The following is a 19,628-nucleotide window of genomic DNA, read 5'->3' on the forward strand; positions in this document are numbered from 1 at the left end:
TTCGTCAATAGACGTCTAAACGTATATGCTAATTAAAAGCTTAATTAATTGATAAATTTGATTTTATTTCTTTCTCTAAAAACGAGATTCGGTCTTGTCCCCAAAAACTACGATTATTCAATTTAAAGCAAGGCACTCCCCAGAACTCTAGTTTCGTCAACTCTCTTTGATTGCTATCAGCCCATATTTGCCAGTCATGCTCCGCTTGATAAGTGTTGGCATCTTGATAATCTAGAGCTAAGTTATTGACAATATTTTTGATATTTTCTGGATCAGCCAAATCAACGTCATCGACATATACCGCACGAAAACACGCTAACATATATTCGTTTGCTTTACCTTGCTGTTGAGCGTAAGCAAACATGCGATAAACATTAATAACGCCAGCACCCAGTGGATCAACAAAACCGTTAAATTCAATGCCAAGCTTTTTCGCTTCTCTTAATGCATCTAAGTAGATATATTTTTGTTTCACAATAGGAATTGACGCTCCGCGCATTAATAACGGTAAAACCGGTTTAATAACTAATTCGATTTGATAGCGCTCAGCCAAGGCGATAGCTTGGACAAAACCTAAATAGGAATATGGACTACGTAAAGATAAAAACACTTCTAGCTGCTGTGTCGTCGAATTATAGGTGCTGGCCGCTTTAATATGGCTCATTTCAGTCATTGCAAGATCTTTAGTGGCTATGGCATCTTCTGAGAAATCATCACTAATCGATGTGGCTAAGCCTAATTGACATAGAGCACTCTCAAAATGAAACAACCTATCAACGCCGACAAACCAGTCACCTAAAAAATAAATTGTTGCGGCACAGTAATGACCTTTATCTTCAAGCCGAGCTTGATTTTTTACTTGATGAGTAATCGTTGGAGTCGATGCAATATAATGTTCACTAAAGCTGTTCCGCCATGTTTGCAAAAAAACTTGCTCAGCATTTTTTATATTGTTTGAATGCAGCTGCCATTCTTGCTGCCCGGTTGATAATTGCATTAACGAGGGGATATGGTTTATTTTAACTAACTGATATTTCTCAGCAATTAAGTTAGCGTCTTTGATAGCCCATTGTCGATGAAGCTTTGGCGCTATGGTAACGCCAGGCAAGGCTCCCCAGATGAAAAAAATCTTAAATTCCAGCTCATATCGTGCCTGTAAACGGGCTAACATCTGCACTAGCATAAAACTATGTGGATCATTTAACGCTAAATACACTTCAGCATGAGCTTTTTTTCCAAAAAAACGTCCTAGTAAAAAATAACGAAAAATTAAAAGTTTTTGTCTTATGCCGCTATGCAGCCATTTTATCTTAAGACGAAAAATCGATTTGTTAAAAATAGCCAGCTCCTTTGGGACTATTGATGGCGAGATATTTAAAATCGCGTAGAATAGCCAACATTATGACACAGTAATCACAAATTTAGCGTAAATACAGGTAACTCCATGGCAATAAGCAATATTAATCAGCTACTAATACGTAATATCAACGATATTTCAGCAGCAACGCCCCTTTTTGTTAATATTGCTGATGATGGTTTTATTGCTCAATACTTGGCACAACATACCACCGCAAACCTTACTTGTTATCACACGAATTTTGCTGACTATAAACTCAGTCAAGCGGTGAAAAGTGAACGAATAACAAGTCATTTCTGTGTTGAATATCAAGCACAAGTTAAGCATGATTTAGTCATTATTAACTTCCCTAAAAGTAAGGCAGAGTTTGGTTTTACTCTTGCTATGCTTGCCGAATCAATGACCGAAGACGCCACGGTTATTATCGTCGGTGAAAACAAAAGCGGTATAAAATCAGCAGATAAATTAGGCAAAGACTATTTAAGCTTTTGCCACAAAGTCGACGCAGCCCGCCACTGTTTATTGTATATAGGAAAATTTCAAGCAGAGTTGCCAGCCTTTAATATTGATGAATTTTACAAATATTATCAATTAGCAGTTGATGGCATAGAGCTAAAAATCGCGGCATTGCCCGGTGTTTTTAGTCAAAATGGATTAGATACAGGTACCGAAGTTTTATTAGAAAATTTACCTGATAATATCCAAGGTAAAGTGCTAGATTTTGGTTGCGGTGCTGGCGTAATTGCCAGCTATATTGGCACAGCATTTCCTGACACTAAGCTAACCTTGGTCGATGTTAGTGCGTTAGCACTGCAGTCTGCACAAAAGACATTGTCATTAAATCACCTAAGCGGCGAATGTCTGGCATCAAACAGCCTTTCACATGTGCAAGGCAGCTATGACTTTGTTATTTCCAATCCGCCATTTCATCAAGGGATAAAAACCCACTACGCTGCTACGGAGCAATTTCTCACAAAAATCAAACAACATTTGACCATGCATGGCTGTATCACCATAGTGGCTAATAGTTTTTTAAAGTACCCGCCAATAATGGAAAAAGCCATTGGTAGCACCAAAACAGTCGTTGTAAAAAAAGGTTTTGCGATTTATCAATGCCTTATCAAGAATAAAAAATAGCACAACTTAAATAAAGCCATTGTTGAAAGCAAGAAGGTTTTCTACAATCATTATATATCTAATCTAACTGAGCTTAGTATTTTATGCCCACAACCAAACGCATTTGGTCAATTCGCCGAATATTTCTGGTCTCTATCATTGGCTTTGTTATTGCTTTTAGTATTATTAACTTGGCCATAATTTCACAACAATACAGTTCAAGTTACAATAACTTAGCCGCAAATCACATCAAATACTGGGCCGAAGAACTCGCAGATGAAAGTAGTCATTATCTTATTGATTCCGACCGACAAGCATTAAAAGATAATCTCATCATTTCTCACCAAATTCCTAACCTAAATTATTTACATATCTACCAATTAGATAGTCAAAGTAATAAGTTCGAACTCTTCTATAGTTACAAACGCAGTGAGCGACGCTCGGCGATCTCAGAGAAATCTAATGAAATAAATAATCTCCGCGAGCCTAGGTTTAGAGAAAATTATCTGGAATATATGCACCCCATTACCCTTAATGACAAGGTGATCGGTTATGTTTATATGCAAAGTACTAAAGAGCACATTACGGTAATAACCGACAAACTCCTTACGACCAGCGTACTAATTATTTTTATCGTCTTACTGATCGCAATTTTTATCGTTCTACAGCTAGAGCGATATATTACTACCCCCTACTTCACGCTAGTGAATACCGTGCAAGCTGCAGCTCGACAAAAAAACTTTCAACAAAAGTGCCAAGCTATGCCCTACCGAGAAGCCGATATTTTAGCTCGAAATATAAATATATTATTCTCTCGGATGGAAAAGCACATTGCACAATTAGATGCTGCAGAGCAGCAAAGTATTGAACACTCACATGAATTAGAAGATAAAATTAATAAACGCACCGCAGCATTAAAAGAGTCAAATGAAGAATTGCTTTCGACTTTGGAAAAATTACACCAATTCCAAGGCCAACTGGTTGAGAGTGAAAAAATGGCTTCATTAGGCGACATGGTCGCTGGTGTAGCGCACGAAGTAAACACGCCGATAGGACTTGGCGTTACAGCGTCAACATTATTAGCCGATCGCATTGAAGAAATTACCACCGCCTTTGAAAATAAATCACTAAAATCTAGTCAGTTGAAAAAGTTTTTGCATGATGGTGGAGAAAATATTGCCATTATTTATCGTAATTTAAACCGAGCAGCAAACTTAATATCTAGCTTTAAAAAAGTCGCCGTTGATCAGTCTAGCGAAGACATTCGCAGTTTTAATGTTAAAGAGCTATTCAGCGAAGTACTACTAACCTTACGGCCCCAGCTACATGATTTACCTTATGTTATTGATATTGATTGCCCGAAAGAACTGACTATTGCCAGTAAACCTGGACCTATCAATCAAATATTAATCAATTTAATTATGAATTCAATTATTCATGGTTTTGAAGGCCGAGATAGCGGCAAAATTTCCATTACGGTTATGTCACTTAGCAACCAACTTAATATTCTCTTTCAGGACGATGGAATAGGCGTCGATAAAACGATTAAAAGTAAGGTATTTGAACCCTTTACTACCACAAAGCGTGGTGAAGGTGGCAGCGGGCTAGGCCTACATTTAGTTTACAATTTAGTCACTCAGGCCCTTGATGGCAACATAACACTGACCAGTAAATCAGGCGAAGGGGTGACTGTAGAGATTAACTTCCCTATTAATTAAATCTTTGATCTGATCGGAGCAATTATTAAACATATTACGGTACAATAGTCTAAATGGTGTAGCTAAGATTGTGTTTTAACCTTAGCTTCTATACCATTAAGCCATATTCATATACCTTGTATATCGTCTATGATTACAAGAGCCTAATCGATAGCTGTTAACTATTGATTAACAATAAACCATATAAAGATTGGACATTTAACATGCAAAAACCACATATACTCATCGTAGAAGACGAAGACGTAACACGCTTTAATCTACGAAATCTATTTGAAGCTGAAGGCTATCGAGTATCAGAAGCAATAGATGGTGACAGCATGGATCGCGAACTAAAAAGCAACACCATTAATTTAGTTATCATGGATATTAATCTTCCGGGCAAAAACGGCTTACTACTGGCACGAGAATTAACCAATAATAATGATTTGGCATTAATTTTCCTCACCGGTAGAGACAGTGATATTGATAAAATTTTAGGATTAGAGATTGGCGCAGACGATTATCTCACTAAGCCATTTAATCCTCGTGAGTTAACCATACGTGCCCGTAATATTTTAAATCGCATGTCAAACAGCAAAACTGAATCAAGTGATGCCATCATCACATTTAATCAATGGTCGCTTGATGGTAATTCGAGAAAAATGACCAGCCCAGATAATCAAGAAATTTCTATTCCACGCGGTGAATATCGCGCATTGCGCTTATTAATTGCCAATGCAGGGCAAATTGTCACTCGTCAGCAACTTATTAAAGAAATGACCGGCCGAGATCTTCGTTCTAATGACCGAACGGTTGATGTTACCATTCGCCGTTTACGCAAACACTTTGAATCGGTTGAAGGTTCACCCGAACTAATCAATACAATTCATGGTGAAGGTTACCGCTTTGTTGGCAGTGTTGATTAAGGCACTTAGCCATTACCTAGCACAAGCAGCAAAACATATTTAGCCCTGAATATAAACATCGACGCCAGCTAATTTAAATACCGCAATATAAAAGCAAGTTAAACTCATTAACTTGCTTTTTTGCAAACGACAATAACACTAGTGACTAGCAAGCCACTGTTTAAAAGCATCAATCGCTTGTTGATTCAATAGTGTTAGTGTTTTCAAATGCGCGGCTTTAATCGGCCATTCTTGCGTCGACTTTTCAATTGCAATCAGTTTTTCATGGACTTGCGATAATCCAGCACTAGCCGCCGAACCTTTCATTTTGTGACACTGTTCCTGCCAACTCGTTTGATCTTCTTGTGCTATTGCTCCTTCAATATCCGCGATATAAACCTGCGACTGTTGCACATATAAATCCAACATCTGTTTGAGCACATCAATATCTAAAGCTTCTAAATAACCATTAATTAAGGTTAAATCTAAGTGTTGGATCGTTCCCATGTAATCTCCTTAGTGACACCAATTTGTTCCGTTCTATCAGTTTACTATTTTTACTGCATTGAGTGCAGAATACAATAGCACTATTTTCCAATTTTTCACCGCTTAAGATACTTTCTGCTTGGAAATAACATATTCTTGATCAATATCACAATCACAATCACAAACATTGCTTTTAGTGGGTGGATGGTTCAAAATGGCCGCCCTTTTTAAGGTCACTGCATTATATTTCCTCACGAGCAATCTAGAGGCCCTTATCTTATAGCTAGATAATAATGCCAATTATAAATTTTATTATGTACTGAAGTTACCATAGATAGCCCTTTACATAATGCACAAGCGAATAGCGGAGTCAAAATGCCAACAATAATGCCTGATATAGCAAATCATACCACAGCACAAACTGAGGGGACTTTGGATTGGGTCGGCATGAGTAATATTGAAATGCCCATCATGGTTGCCTCAAAAGGCCAATCAGAACGAATGGTTTCAGCTTACGTTGATGCGTTTGTAAACCTTAAAGAGCCGAAAGCAAAAGGCATACATATGTCTCGTTTGTATTTACTCCTTGATGAGTTATCTAATTCAAACGTACTCAATCATCAAAGTTTAGTCACACTACTCGATGGCTTTATCAGTAGTCATCAAGAGCTAAGTGACAACGCTAAAGTGAAGTTTAGCTTCGATTACCATTTGCGTCGTAAATCACTTATTAGTGGTAAGCAAGGCTGGAAAGCCTACCCCGTTACTATTACTGGCCGTCTAAATAAAGGTAAACTGGATATAGAGCTTAGCGTTGATGTTCGTTACTCATCAACTTGCCCATGCTCAGCAGCATTAGCTCGTCAGCTGATCCAAAAAGCATTTAAAGACAAGTTCTCAGACCACAACAGTGTTGATTTAGAAACTGTGCATGAGTGGCTAGGCACAACAGAAGGTGTAGTGGCAACACCTCATAGTCAGCGTTCAGTTGCAGAATTGAAAGTAAAACTAAACAACACCACAACCGAGTTTCCCATCACAGACTTAGTCGATTTAATTGAAAATTCACTTAAAACGCCGGTACAAGCTGCCGTTAAACGTGAAGATGAGCAAGAATTTGCTCGACTAAATGGTCAAAATTTGATGTTTTGTGAAGATGCGGCACGTCGTTTACAGCATACAATGAATATATCTGAGCAATTTGACGATTTCTGGCTGCGTATTAACCACTTAGAATCGTTACACGCCCATGATGCTGTTAGTGTCACAACTAAAGGCATCAGCGGTGGTTATCAACCATAACGAACGCCTAAAGTCATCATAACGCTGAACTAAGCCCAACAATCTGTCATTGTTGGGCTTAGTTCATTTAGTCTAACCAATTTATTACCCCGTTCATTGCCAATCTATAGACAACCACTGACCGCTAAGATGATCAAAGTAGTTTGCTAAACCACTGACATACCATTATGCTTTATTGAAATATTTCATCGAATTAACCATATTATCATGGCATATTTCGCTAAATCACCATTTCCAGCTAATTATTGCTAACAATCCACAGCGCTTCACTTTGCCGCTATCCAGTCTAACCTATCAACAAGTACCAATGCTAATATTGAACCCTGTGTTAGCCTTTCAGACACAAGGTTATAACCTTGAATAAATATTGAATATAAATTTAATGAATAATTTTATATCCCTAAAAAATTCACAAATAATAAATGTAATAAAATTACATAAAGAAGCATATAGTGCACATTTATTTTGCGAAACACCGTCTTAAGGCCATTAAAATAGAGTAAAAGAGCATTAAATATTCGATTTTTGTCGATAAAACCGCAACACTCTCGTAAATAAGTTACGAGCAAATACTCTATTTACATTGACGTTTCAATTGTAAATGTTTAATGTAAGCGTTAATCCAACAAATAATTTAGACTATTTATGCATTATAAGCATAATTATATCCATTTTAACTAAATTCAAAAACAAGAGTTGGAGCGATTATTTAGGAGAAGAGAATGCAGCTTTACGATCATACTTATCAAAAAGACAATTGTGGCTTTGGCTTAATAGCCCATCAACACGGTGAAAGAAGCCATAAACTGGTAAAGACTGCAATTCATGCCCTTGATAGAATGCAACACCGTGGCGGCATTGCAGCCGATGGCAAAACCGGTGATGGTTGTGGCTTGCTGATGCAAAAGCCTGACAGCTTCTTTCGGGCTATTGCCGAAGAAAACAATTGGCAATTAGGTAGAAAGTACGCCGTTGGCATGATCTTTCTTAACCCTGATCCCGTTCAAGCAAATCTAAGTAAAAAAATTCTTGAAGAAGAACTTGCTCGTGAAACGTTAACGTTAGTGGGCTGGAGAGAAGTTCCAACAGATATATCAACGCTAGGTGAAATCGCCAAAAGTAACTTACCGAGTATTGAACAAGTTTTTGTCGATGCCCCTCCAGGTTGGCGTAATCGTGATTTAGAACGTCGTTTATATATGGCACGCCGGCGCGCCGAAAAGCGCATCACCGATGAGCGTTTTTATGTGGCCAGTTTGTCTTGCTTAGTAACTATCTACAAAGGCTTAATGATGCCGGTAGATCTGCCAAACTTTTATCTAGACCTTGCCGACATTCGCATGCAAACCGCTATTTGCTTATTTCATCAACGCTTTTCAACGAACACCTCACCACAATGGCATTTAGCGCAGCCCTTTCGCTACTTAGCCCATAATGGTGAAATTAATACCATAAAAGGCAATAGACAATGGAGCCGGGCACGTACCCATCGCTTTCAATCGCCATTGTTACCGGATTTAAAAGATGCAGCTCCTTTTGTCAACGAAAGTGGCTCTGACTCATCTTCACTAGATAATATGTTGGAGTTATTTCTAGCTGGCGGTATGGATTTATACCGTGGCATGCGTTTATTGATGCCGCCTGCTTGGCAAAATAACCCGCTAATGGATGATGACCTAAAAGCCTTTTATGAATTCAACTCTATGCACATGGAACCATGGGATGGCCCAGCCGGTGTTGTTGTAACTAACGGCCGCCATGTTGCCTGCAATTTAGACCGCAACGGTTTGCGCCCCGCTCGTTATGTTATAACCCGTGATGGTTTTATTACCTTGGCATCAGAAGTTGGTATTTGGGACTACGGCGAAGACGAAGTTGTTGAAAAAGGTCGTTTAGGCCCGGGCGAAATGTTCGCAATTGATACATACACAGGTAAAATATTTGACTCTAACGCCATAGATAACGAACTTAAAGTTCGCCACCCTTATCGCCAATGGCTAGATAATAATATTCGCCGTTTAATACCATTTGACCAGCTCGATGGTGAATTAATTGGCCAACGCGTATTTAACGACCAAGAAATTGCTCAGTATCATAAAATGTTCAACTACAGCTATGAAGAAATTCATCAAGTAGTAAAAACATTGGCAGAAAATGGCCAAGAAGCAACGGGGTCTATGGGTGACGATACGCCAATGGCGGTTTTATCAAGCCAACCGCGCTCTCTATTCGACTATTTTAGACAACAATTTGCCCAAGTGACTAACCCGCCAATTGACCCATTGCGTGAGCGCTATGTAATGTCTCTTGGCACCTGTATTGGCCGTGAACATAACGTATTCAATGAAACAACAGGCCATGCTGATCGTATTTTATTTGCCACGCCAGTATTAATGTATACCGGTTTAAAACAACTACGTGAACTTGACCCTGAACATTATCGCTCTGATACTTTAACGCTTAACTACGACCAAGAAGAAGGTTTAGAAGCCGCAGTTTTACGCTTATGTGATGAAGCGGAAGAATTGGTACGGGAAAAAAATACCGTTATCTTAGTATTATCAGATCGTCAAATACATCAAGGCATGCTACCTATTCCAGCGGCAATGGCGGTTGGTGCGGTACAAAAGCGCCTAGTTGACAAACAGTTACGTTGTGATTCAAATATTATTGTTGAAACGGCATCGGTTCGAGATTCTCATCAATTTGCCGTATTGCTTGGACTTGGCGCAACGGCCATTTACCCATTTTTAGCCTACGAAACCATTGAACAACTGGTTGAACAAAAACAGATTGATTTAACTGCTCGTCAAGCGGTAGTGAACTACCGAGAAGGTATTAATAAAGGGCTGCTAAAAATATTATCAAAAATGGGCATTTCCACCATAGCCAGTTATCGCTGTGCTGGGCTGTTTGAAGTGATCGGCTTAAACCAAAATATCATGCAGCTTTGCTTCCCTGATTTACCAAGCCGTATTCAAGGCGCTGATTTTGCTGATATTGAACAAGACAATATTAACCTTGCCCGCAAAGCCTTTTTACCTCACCAAAAAATCAATCATGGCGGCTTATTAAAATATGTCCACGGTGGTGAATATCATGCTTATAACCCTGATGTGGTTAGTACCTTACAAACAGCGGTACGCAGCGGTGACTACAAGGACTATAGCGTATTTGCCGAGCAGGTAAACAATCGTCCTGCTGCCGCTTTACGGGACTTGTTAGCCTTAAAAGATGACCAACAAGCGATTGATATTGCTAATGTAGAGCCGGAAAGCGAATTATTTAAACGCTTTGACAGCGCCGCGATGTCGATTGGCGCTTTGAGTCCAGAAGCCCATGAAGCACTAGCCATCGCCATGAACCGCTTAGGTGGCTTTTCAAATTCTGGTGAAGGTGGTGAAGACGAACGCCGCTTTGGTACCGTAAAAAATTCTCGTATTAAGCAAATTGCTTCTGGCCGTTTTGGCGTTACACCACACTATTTAGTCAATGCTGATGTATTACAAATCAAAGTGGCGCAAGGGGCTAAACCTGGAGAAGGAGGGCAATTACCGGGTGATAAAGTCACACCGTTAATTGCGAAGCTACGCTTTTCAGTACCTGGGGTTACGTTAATTTCACCACCACCACATCACGATATCTACTCGATTGAAGACTTAGCTCAGCTTATTTTCGATTTAAAACAAGTGAATCCAAAAGCCGTTATCTCAGTCAAACTAGTTTCTGGTCCTGGTGTCGGTACTATCGCCTCAGGTGTTGCCAAAGCTTATGCCGATTTCATTACCATTTCTGGTTACGACGGCGGCACAGGGGCAAGTCCTCTAACCTCAGTTAAATATGCAGGTTGCCCTTGGGAACTTGGCTTAGCAGAGGCTCATCAATCATTAGTCACCAACGGCTTACGCCATAAGGTGCGCTTACAGGTCGATGGTGGTTTAAAAACTGGTATTGATATTGTTAAAGCAGCCATTTTAGGCGCCGAGAGCTTTGGTTTTGGCACCGCGCCTATGGTAACGCTAGGCTGTAAATTTTTACGCATATGTCATCTAAATAACTGCGCGACAGGTGTGGCAACACAAGACGAAGTGTTACGTGAGCAGTTCTTTAAAGGCTTACCTGATCAAGTAATGAATTACTTTAAGTTCGTTGCGCAAGATGTCCGTGAAATATTAGCGAAATTAGGCGTTGAAAGCCTAACAGCAATTATTGGTCGTACCGACTTACTTCAGCCTTTATCAGGTATTAGTGCGAAACAGCAAAAACTGGATCTGTCTCCTATTATCGCGCCAGTTGTGGCAGGAGAAGATACCGCTCTTTATCAAACAGAAGAAAACCAACCTTTTGATAAAGGCGAGTTAAACCAAAAATTAGTAACGCTCGCAGCAGAAGCTATTGCGCATAGCCAAGGTGGCGAGTATCGATTAACGATACAAAATACCGACCGTTCTGTCGGCGCCTCATTGTCTGGTGAGATAGCTCGCCAGCATGGCGACCAAGGTATGGCAGCAAATCCAATTAAAATTGCTTTTAGTGGTACCGCTGGGCAAAGTTTTGGGGTTTGGAATGCCGGAGGTTTAGAGATGACCTTAACCGGAGACGCCAATGATTATGTTGGTAAAGGTATGGCGGGTGGTAAATTAACCATTAAGCCACCAAAAGGCGTCGAGTACTTAAGCCATGAAGCCATGATCATGGGTAACACCTGTTTGTATGGTGCTACTGGCGGCAAACTTTATGGTTGTGGTAAAGCCGGCGAGCGTTTTGCCGTGCGTAATTCAGGCTGCCATGCAGTTATTGAAGGCACTGGTGATCATGCTTGTGAATATATGACCGGTGGTATTGTCACTATTTTAGGGCAAGTTGGGGTTAATTTTGGTGCCGGTATGACCGGTGGCTTTGCTTATGTGTTAGATGAAAATAATGATCTTGATATTCGTTTAAATAATGAATCAATTGAAATGTTACCTATTGGTGAACTTACCATTCATCAAGAGCATTTACGTGGCATTATTAGCCAACACTTTGACGAAACCAGTAGCCTAAGAGCGCAAGAAATTTTAGCTAATTTCTCATCTTATGCACCATTATTTAAGTTAGTGAAACCAAAAGCAACTGATGTAAAAACCTTGCTAGGTCATCACAGCCGTTCGTCTGCAGAACTTCGTGTTCAAGCACAGTAATAAGAACACGAGTTGGAGAAATTAATTCATGAGTAAAAATATTTATCAATTTATCGATGTAAAACGCATTGATCCGCCGAAAAAGGCCATCGAACAGCGAAAAATCAATTTTGTCGAAATTTATCAACCGTTAAGTAATGAACAAAGTGCTGGCCAAGCCGATCGATGTTTAGATTGCGGCAACCCCTATTGTGAATGGAAATGCCCAGTGCATAATTACATTCCACAATGGTTAGAGCTAGTGACAGAAGGTAAGATATTCGAAGCCGCTGATCTTTGTCATGAAACCAATAGCCTGCCTGAAATGTGTGGCCGCGTTTGCCCACAAGATAGACTATGTGAGTCAGCCTGTACCCTTAATGATGACTTTGGTGCCGTTACCATAGGTAATATTGAGAAATACATTACCGATACGGCAATTTCTCAAGGCTGGAAACCCGATCTTTCTGACGTAATTTCAACCGGTAAACGTGTCGCAATCATAGGTGCTGGTCCTGCGGGCATAGCTTGTGCCGATGTGCTCACTCGTAATGGTGTTCAAACCGTAGTATTTGATAAGCATGCGCAAATTGGCGGCCTGTTAACCTTTGGTATTCCATCATTTAAACTTGAAAAAGACGTTATTCAAACTCGTCGAGAAATACTCGAAGGCATGGGTATCGAATTCCGCTTAAATACTAATGTCGGTGTTGATATTAGTTTTGAAGATATTAGTAACGAGTTTGATGCGGTCTTTTTAGCCCTTGGTACCTATACCGATATGGCTGGCGGCTTTGAGCATGAATCAGCGTCGGGTGTATACAATGCACTTGATTTTCTAATTGGTAATACTCAAAAATTAATGCAACTTTCACAAGAAGACGGCAATGAAAAAGCCAAACCTTATGTTAATTTTTCCGGCAAAAAGGTCGTGGTTTTAGGTGGTGGCGATACTGCCATGGATTGTGTTAGAAGCTCGATTCGACAAGGCGCAACCTCAGTTACCTGTGCTTATCGTCGTGACCAAGCAAACATGCCTGGTTCACCACGCGAAGTGCAAAATGCAAAAGAAGAAGGTGTTGATTTTCAGTTTAATATTCAACCTCTTGATATTGCTGTTGATGATGAAGGCAATACTTGTGGCGTTAAGTTTGTCAAAACACAACTTGGTCGCCCTGATGCTAACGGTCGTAGAAGTCCGGAAGCCATTGAAGGCTCTGAATTTATGATGCCAGCAGATGCCGTGGTTATTGCCTTTGGCTTTTTACCTAGCCCACCGCAATGGATGAAAGATGCCGGTGTTGAAGTCGATAGCCGTGGGCGAGTGGTCGCCTCCGACAGTAGCGACTTTGCCTTGCAAACCAGTAAGGCTAACATTTTTGCTGGTGGTGATATGGTACTTGGCTCAGATCTTGTGGTTACCGCTATTGATCAAGGCCGAAAAGCAGCGATCGGCATACTTGACTTCGTTAGCACCGAGCAACAAAAACAAGCATAATAAATAACTGACTAAGTTAACCTGCACTCCGGATAAGTTAAATTGAAAAAAGCGGCATTAGCCGCTTTTTTACTTTTACGCTATTTTCTAACTAAAGCGCATCTTTAACCTAGTCATTTTACTCCAAGTGCGTGACTGACATTTGGTTACGACCATTTTCTTTTACCCAATAAAGCTGTTGATCGGCAAGGCTGAGCCATTGCTCTATCTTGTCGGTATAACTTGCCTTAGCTGTCACTACACCTATTGATATGGTTATACCAAGGTAGTGCTCGCCGTCATATGGAAAACAATGTCGCGCTATTTCTTCGCGTAATTCTTCAAGCTTTTGCATTGCCCCATATTTCTCATCATGCTGGGCAACAATAACAAATTCTTCACCGCCAAAACGAGCGACGATATCACTGCGCCTATCGAATTTTTTCTTCATTAATTGGCCAACATATTCCAAACAGTTGTCACCAATCAGGTGGCCATATTCATCATTTAAATTTTTAAAATGATCCAAATCTAACATAGCAACCACCATAGCGGCGTTATTACGCGATAAAATGGCTTGTAACTCGCCAAATTTATTCTCCAGAAAGCGACGATTGTATAAGCCCGTTAAGCTGTCTTTATTTGCCAGCTCCTTCAGCGCTTTATTCGCCTGATTGAGGTCACGAGTTCTTTGTTCAACCTTCTCTTCCAAAATATATTGATGCTTAATCAGTCGCTTTTGTGCTTGTTGTAGTTTTTCATATAAGGTCAAAAACTCGACGGGCGCTTCAAATGGGATCGGCTGGTAATCATGATTTCTATCATCATGAGCAAGCTCTTGTAGAGCAAACTCGAGTGGTTGATTAAGTGTATGAGCAAACTGACGTGATAACAGTACGACAAAAATGAAAATTAAAAACAACGACATAAAAATAGTTAAGTATTGCTGCTCAATTAAGTTCAGTAATTGTGCATGCTCAACAATTACAAATATTTTCCAACCATTTTTTAAGTCAACTTGTCGATATAAATATTTATTTTCATTTACACCTTTTTCGCCAATCACCAGCAACTTATGCTTTAATTCTTTCTGCTCAATGGTAAAGTTGAATTTTGCTAATGTAGCGAGTGCAAGTTTATTGTCGGCATAAATAACATTATCATTCTCATCTGTTAAAACAATAGCGATATCGGCGCTTTTTTCTTCAACTTGCTTTATTTGTTCAAACATATTTAGGTTCAAAGAACCTTCAACAATGCCAGTTGGCTTGCGACTATTGTTTTGATAAATAGGGGCACTTATCGCGACAATAGGATCAACACCAAAGCCTCGCCCTAGAAATACCGGGGATACATAGAGTATCTCATTGTAGAATGCTTGCGAAAAATACGATCTATCAGCGACGCTAAAGCCACTCTCGGGAATATTTGCCATTAAAGAACTCGGTGACGAGGCAATTAAATTAGCCTTGTCGTTAGCAATAAGCATGGTCAAGTAACCGGAATAAAGCTGATGCGATTTTGCTAAGGCATCGGCATAATCAGCCAGTGGTATCGCCGATAATTTATCGGCCGTTTGAGCGATGGCGTTAATATGTTCATCGACATAATTTTCAACAATACGGCTGAGATACTGACTACTAATATCTAATTTGTCGTCAAATTGCTGGTGTTGAATATCGTTTAAACTACGACTTAGAAACAAACAAATACCAACCACGAAAAAAGCCGACATCACCCAAAGTATATGATGTAAATACTGTTTTAGGTTTTTCACTAACGGCGGATGTTGAGGGGCTAACCAGTGCATAAGTTTTTCACCAAAAACAAAAATAGCTATCACCGCCAATGCGGTATAAAAAACAGCATTAATGCTTTGTTTAAACAGTGAAAATAGAAGGTAAGCCTGAACATCACTATTATTAAGCCATATCAATGCCGCCGTTAACGGCATGCCAATAATCAGCCAATAGAGAAAATCAGCGGTAGGTAAGTACCATCCTCGCCCGCGCATAACGGAAACAAATAGAGCCTCTAAGCCAAAGGTAATAAAGCCAAATGGGTGGCCCCATATGACTAATAATGGTGCCACACAAATTAAAGCACAAAATAAGGTTAACGCCGGACGCAGGTAAGCTGCAGCAATAATGAAAGCTAAATTGCCAAGCACTAAGGAAATGTTATAGGCAAGTTCTACAGGAAAACTATTGAGCATTGCACCAAAAATACCCAGTATTATCGCCAAAATGAATGGCCGACTATGCATAGTCTTATCTTCTAGGGGTTGTTCTTCGAGTTTTAATGATATCTTTATTGGGGAGATAGACACTATGAATGCACCACTTTAATCGTTATTAAATTGCTAAAATTTAAACCACATTGTGTTAGGTAAATTTATATACCCACCACATAAAATCCTTTTATCAACCGCTTTAGATAAGATGTTAACCACCTTATGTAAATGACCGGCTGTACAGCTCACAATTTCAAAACACGATAAAACTATCTTTCGATTAAACGATATTTTGATATGACGTTATTCAGACTAGCTTAGTTGCAATAAATCTATAGTGCAATAAACACAAAAGCCCTGTCAATGTAATTGCAGGGCTTTTGTAATCCGACTGAAATAAACTAGTTCATATCAGCAAATGGATTATTTTTAGGTAATGATATTTTATTAGCAAAGCCAGTAACGCTAATGTCTTCTGACGATAAAGTTACATCATCATCCATTAAGGTGCCGTCACCAAAACGGTAAATAATTTGAAACTCACCATTGTTTGCTTGCTCTTGATATGTCGCTCTTGCTTGTTCAACTTTTGCGGTTTTATCTCGGTAGCTCATCATATTATCACTACCGTGACGTTTCTCCATCATAGCCAAGGTCACATCAGGAGAAAGTAATGTTGCTGTCGCGTTATTACCACCAAAACCTTTTGAATTGATAAATGCCACATCCATGTTATGACAATCCCAATGCTCAGTCGCAATGTTTAAGCGCTCGCTATAAACATCATCGGCAACTTTATCAATAGTGGTAATACCCGGCATAATATTATGCGCAAATACGCCTAATGCCATAGCCACCTGATCACCACTTGCTGGGCCAATGGTATGACCAACAAAAGCTTTCGGCGCGGCAACTGGCCAATTATTAATATCAAAACTTTTCGCGACACGATCATAAATTAATGATTCTGTAACCCGATTTTGCGGCGTACTTGAACCATGCGCCAAAATAAAACTACGTTGCTGGACTGATTCTTCACCGACAATTGCTGTGGCCAATGCCACTGACTTGGCCATAGTAATATAATTACCTGGGCCAGGTGCCGTAATTGATTTTTTAATACCATCAGCATTGGTATAAACATCAGCAACTGAGCCTAAAACATTCGCACCAAGCTCAAGTGCTAACGCATCGTCCACTAAAATAATAAACTGCGCCGCTTCACCAATAGTGAAACCACAATTATCACCAAACGGACGGCTAGTTTTACGATGGTCGGCAATGCCGTTACCATCAAGTTTTTTCAAGCCTTCCTCATTTGCCAAGGCGCTCATATTACCAAAGCCTTCGACAACTTCTGGTGTGATCGCACAATCGTTACTACCGACAATTGCTAAACGAATTCGACCTGCTTGAATGTCTTGTACTGCCGCTTTTAAGTTATATAGGAATGTTGCACAAGCACCTGTTGAGGTGAAAGTCGTCCCAACGTTACCGGTAACATAAGCATTAACAAAATCTGTCGGCATAGTGTTTAAGCCCAGTGCTAAGTTTTTAGTCGAAACTCGCTCACCTTTAAGACGGTTTTGCATCATACCGCCAACACCTTCTGCTTGTGTTTGGCCAAAAACCGAAGCGGAATAGGTACCAATTTCATCTGGACTGACTTTATCAGCAATTTCATTCCAGCTATAGCCGGTAGAATGAATGGCATCTGCTGCGCCAAATATTGTTGCTTGTAGGCCTCGTGGTTGATAACGGCTGTTATATAGGCTTGCTGGTTTAAAACCGCTAGGGAATTGCCCCGCCGCTTTAATTGGGTTATCGCGAGTAGAGTCATGCTTCACTTCAATTTCGCCAGCAATTTCAACTCGAACACGTTTGTCTTCTAGCTCAGTAACTTGCCAAGTACGTGGTAAGGGATTCGGTAAATCACGAGCACGAGTTTCAAAGCTAATGCCCTGTTCGCCAGCATCCATAGTTAATTTTTGCTGCCAAGGCGTGGCATCTGGGTCAAAATGCTCGTTTTCAATTTTGCGAATTAAGGTACCTGCGAGAATTTCTTCACCGAAGCGTTGCTCAACCACTGATTTATCAACAACATTGCCATTTTGATCAACAAGCTTACCATCTTGGCTGGTCAGCAAATTCATTAATGTCGCTAAACCAACAAAAGTTTCCTGACGAGCTTCTGCATTTAACTTGTCGATAACAATACGACGAAAGCCTTGATGGAAGGAAGTTCTACCGGCAGCATTTACGCCACCCATGCCAACGATAATCGGTAATGCAGTCATGAAAAATCTCTTTAAAATTCAAACTTAATATTTATTCTACAAGTGTAAAAGCTAGCGCTGACAAATAATAATCATTATCGGCCATAAAATATGTCAAAATAGCCAAATAACCTTTTATTCAGTAAATGGGCTAGGTCCGCACATGAAAGCTAGATTTAAGCGTAGTAACAATAACCGCATTAATATCGCCTTATTACTTTACGATCACATGCTGGCAACCAGCGTCAGCTTGCCCGTTGAAATGTTGCGAGCGGGTGAAGCTGTGGCATTACAAGAAAACCGAAATGCCCCTAGGCTATCGATACAAATGGTTGCCGAGTCGATAAAACCTATCTCGACTCGTGCCTTAATACGGCTGTTACCCGATACTGATGTTGACAGTGCGCAGCGTCCTGACTTTGCCTTTATTCCAAGTTTGTGGCGTAACCCAAGACCAACCATTGCTCAACAACCTAAAATGCTCAATTGGTTAAGCGATATTTGGCAGCAAGGCTCAACACTAATTGGCGGCGGTACCGGAGTTTGTTTGATGGCTGAAGCCGGCATTTTGAATAATCACCCGGCAACAACTCATTGGCACTATGTTGAGCAATTTAAACGTGACTATCCACAAGTCGATTTAAAACCAGACTTTTTTATTACCCAATCCGAACGTACTTATTGTGCCGCCAGCCTAAACGCCTTGGCGGATATTGTTGTTCATATTATATTTCAAGTTTATGGCCAGAACGCCGCACAACAAGTGGAGCGAAATTTTTCCCATGAAATTAGAAAGCCATATGAAGAGCAGCGCTACTTAGAAGGTGCGGGAGATCGACATGCTGATGAGTTGATCAGTCAAATCCAATTTTGGTTACAAACCAATTTAAACTCACCGCTGACCTTAACTGAAATTGCCCAACAATTTGGTATTAGCCAACGCTCCTTTACCCGAAGATTCAAACTAGCAACGGGCACAAATGCAACACAGTATTGGCAAAAGTTAAAAATAGAAACCGCGAAAGAGCTACTGTCAGCCAGCAATTTATCTATTCAAGAAATAGCTTTTCAAGTGGGTTATCAAGACCAAGCAAACTTCACGCGCTTGTTTAAGCAGATACTAAATTTAACGCCAAAGGCATATAGAGCTATGGTCAGGAAGAAATTATTTAGTACCGAGTAAGGGAAATGAATGTTTCAAGCTAGGCACAAAACTCGCTATGTAAAAAGCTGATCAGCTTAACAACCGAAGGGTTGGCAATGGTATAAAAAATGGTTTGCGATTCACGACGGGTTTTCACTAAACCGTCTTGGCGCAATCTTGCTAAATGCTGAGATAAGCTTGATTGGCTTAAATCTATAAAGTTATTCAGCTCATTCACCGACATTTCTTTCTCACCCAGATGACATAAAATCAATAAGCGATTTTCGTTACTCATTGCTTTTAACAATTCAGCAGCTTGCGAAGCATTGCCACGCATTTCTTTAATATCATTTGGTGCTAATGTTGTCATTCATCCTCTCTGAAGCATTTATCAAATGGTTCTCACTATCTGAAATACAGTGAAAAACTAAATCTTGTTGGATATTACATTAGATACTGCTAATATAAAAGTA

The 19,628-nt window shown here is 40.0% G+C and carries 12 protein-coding genes; 7 read left to right on the top strand and 5 right to left on the bottom strand.

Annotation, left to right across the window (positions count from 1 at the left end):
- Positions 1 to 40: 40 nt before the first annotated feature.
- Positions 41 to 1,216: a DsbA family protein gene (locus AC27JP_RS05015; RefSeq protein WP_487112644.1), complete on the bottom strand. Its 1,176-nt coding sequence runs from the start codon at positions 1,214 to 1,216 to the stop codon at positions 41 to 43.
- A gap of 228 nt (positions 1,217 to 1,444) precedes the next feature.
- Between AC27JP_RS05015 and AC27JP_RS05020 the strand changes: the two genes are divergently transcribed.
- The 3 genes from AC27JP_RS05020 to arcA all read left to right on the top strand — a co-directional run bounded on the left by AC27JP_RS05020 (position 1,445) and on the right by arcA (position 5,096).
- The gene (locus tag AC27JP_RS05020; protein ID WP_487112646.1) at positions 1,445 to 2,494 is read left to right on the top strand and encodes a methyltransferase; all 1,050 of its coding nucleotides are present in this window, start codon (positions 1,445 to 1,447) and stop codon (positions 2,492 to 2,494) included.
- An 83-nt stretch (positions 2,495 to 2,577) separates the two neighbouring features.
- Positions 2,578 to 4,191 (top strand): sensor histidine kinase, encoded by a 1,614-nt coding sequence (locus tag AC27JP_RS05025; RefSeq protein ID WP_487112648.1) that lies wholly within the window; start codon positions 2,578 to 2,580, stop codon positions 4,189 to 4,191.
- Between the two features lie 203 nt (positions 4,192 to 4,394).
- Complete coding sequence (arcA, locus tag AC27JP_RS05030) at positions 4,395 to 5,096, top strand: two-component system response regulator ArcA (RefSeq protein WP_487112650.1); 702 nt, start codon at positions 4,395 to 4,397, stop codon at positions 5,094 to 5,096.
- Positions 5,097 to 5,234: 138 nt separating this feature from the next.
- Here arcA and AC27JP_RS05035 read toward each other — a convergent pair whose 3' ends face one another.
- Positions 5,235 to 5,582 (bottom strand): Hpt domain-containing protein, encoded by a 348-nt coding sequence (locus AC27JP_RS05035; RefSeq protein ID WP_487112652.1) that lies wholly within the window; start codon positions 5,580 to 5,582, stop codon positions 5,235 to 5,237.
- A gap of 354 nt (positions 5,583 to 5,936) precedes the next feature.
- On the opposite strand from AC27JP_RS05035, the gene folE2 reads away from it, so the two are divergent.
- The 3 genes from folE2 to AC27JP_RS05050 all read left to right on the top strand — a co-directional run bounded on the left by folE2 (position 5,937) and on the right by AC27JP_RS05050 (position 13,523).
- Positions 5,937 to 6,863, top strand: coding sequence for a GTP cyclohydrolase FolE2 (folE2, locus tag AC27JP_RS05040; protein ID WP_487112654.1), 927 nt, complete (start codon positions 5,937 to 5,939; stop codon positions 6,861 to 6,863).
- Positions 6,864 to 7,585: 722 nt separating this feature from the next.
- A complete protein-coding gene (gene gltB, locus AC27JP_RS05045; protein ID WP_487112656.1) occupies positions 7,586 to 12,046 on the top strand; it encodes a glutamate synthase large subunit in 4,461 nt (1,486 codons plus the stop codon).
- 28 nt (positions 12,047 to 12,074) lie between these two features.
- On the top strand, positions 12,075 to 13,523 hold the full coding sequence (locus AC27JP_RS05050; RefSeq protein WP_487112658.1) for an FAD-dependent oxidoreductase: 1,449 nt from the start codon (positions 12,075 to 12,077) through the stop codon (positions 13,521 to 13,523).
- A 118-nt stretch (positions 13,524 to 13,641) separates the two neighbouring features.
- On the opposite strand, the gene AC27JP_RS05055 is transcribed toward AC27JP_RS05050, so the two are convergent.
- A complete protein-coding gene (locus tag AC27JP_RS05055) occupies positions 13,642 to 15,831 on the bottom strand; it encodes a sensor domain-containing diguanylate cyclase (RefSeq protein ID WP_487112660.1) in 2,190 nt (729 codons plus the stop codon).
- A 305-nt stretch (positions 15,832 to 16,136) separates the two neighbouring features.
- Positions 16,137 to 18,032, bottom strand: coding sequence for a beta-ketoacyl synthase (locus AC27JP_RS05060; protein WP_487112662.1), 1,896 nt, complete (start codon positions 18,030 to 18,032; stop codon positions 16,137 to 16,139).
- 142 nt (positions 18,033 to 18,174) lie between these two features.
- On the opposite strand from AC27JP_RS05060, the gene AC27JP_RS05065 reads away from it, so the two are divergent.
- A complete protein-coding gene (locus AC27JP_RS05065) occupies positions 18,175 to 19,194 on the top strand; it encodes a GlxA family transcriptional regulator (RefSeq protein WP_487112664.1) in 1,020 nt (339 codons plus the stop codon).
- A 19-nt stretch (positions 19,195 to 19,213) separates the two neighbouring features.
- Here the strand turns inward: AC27JP_RS05065 and AC27JP_RS05070 are convergent, their stop codons facing one another.
- A complete protein-coding gene (locus AC27JP_RS05070; protein ID WP_487112665.1) occupies positions 19,214 to 19,525 on the bottom strand; it encodes an ArsR/SmtB family transcription factor in 312 nt (103 codons plus the stop codon).
- Positions 19,526 to 19,628 lie beyond the last annotated feature (103 nt).

This window comes from Colwellia sp. SU-HH01172, from assembly GCF_057553355.1.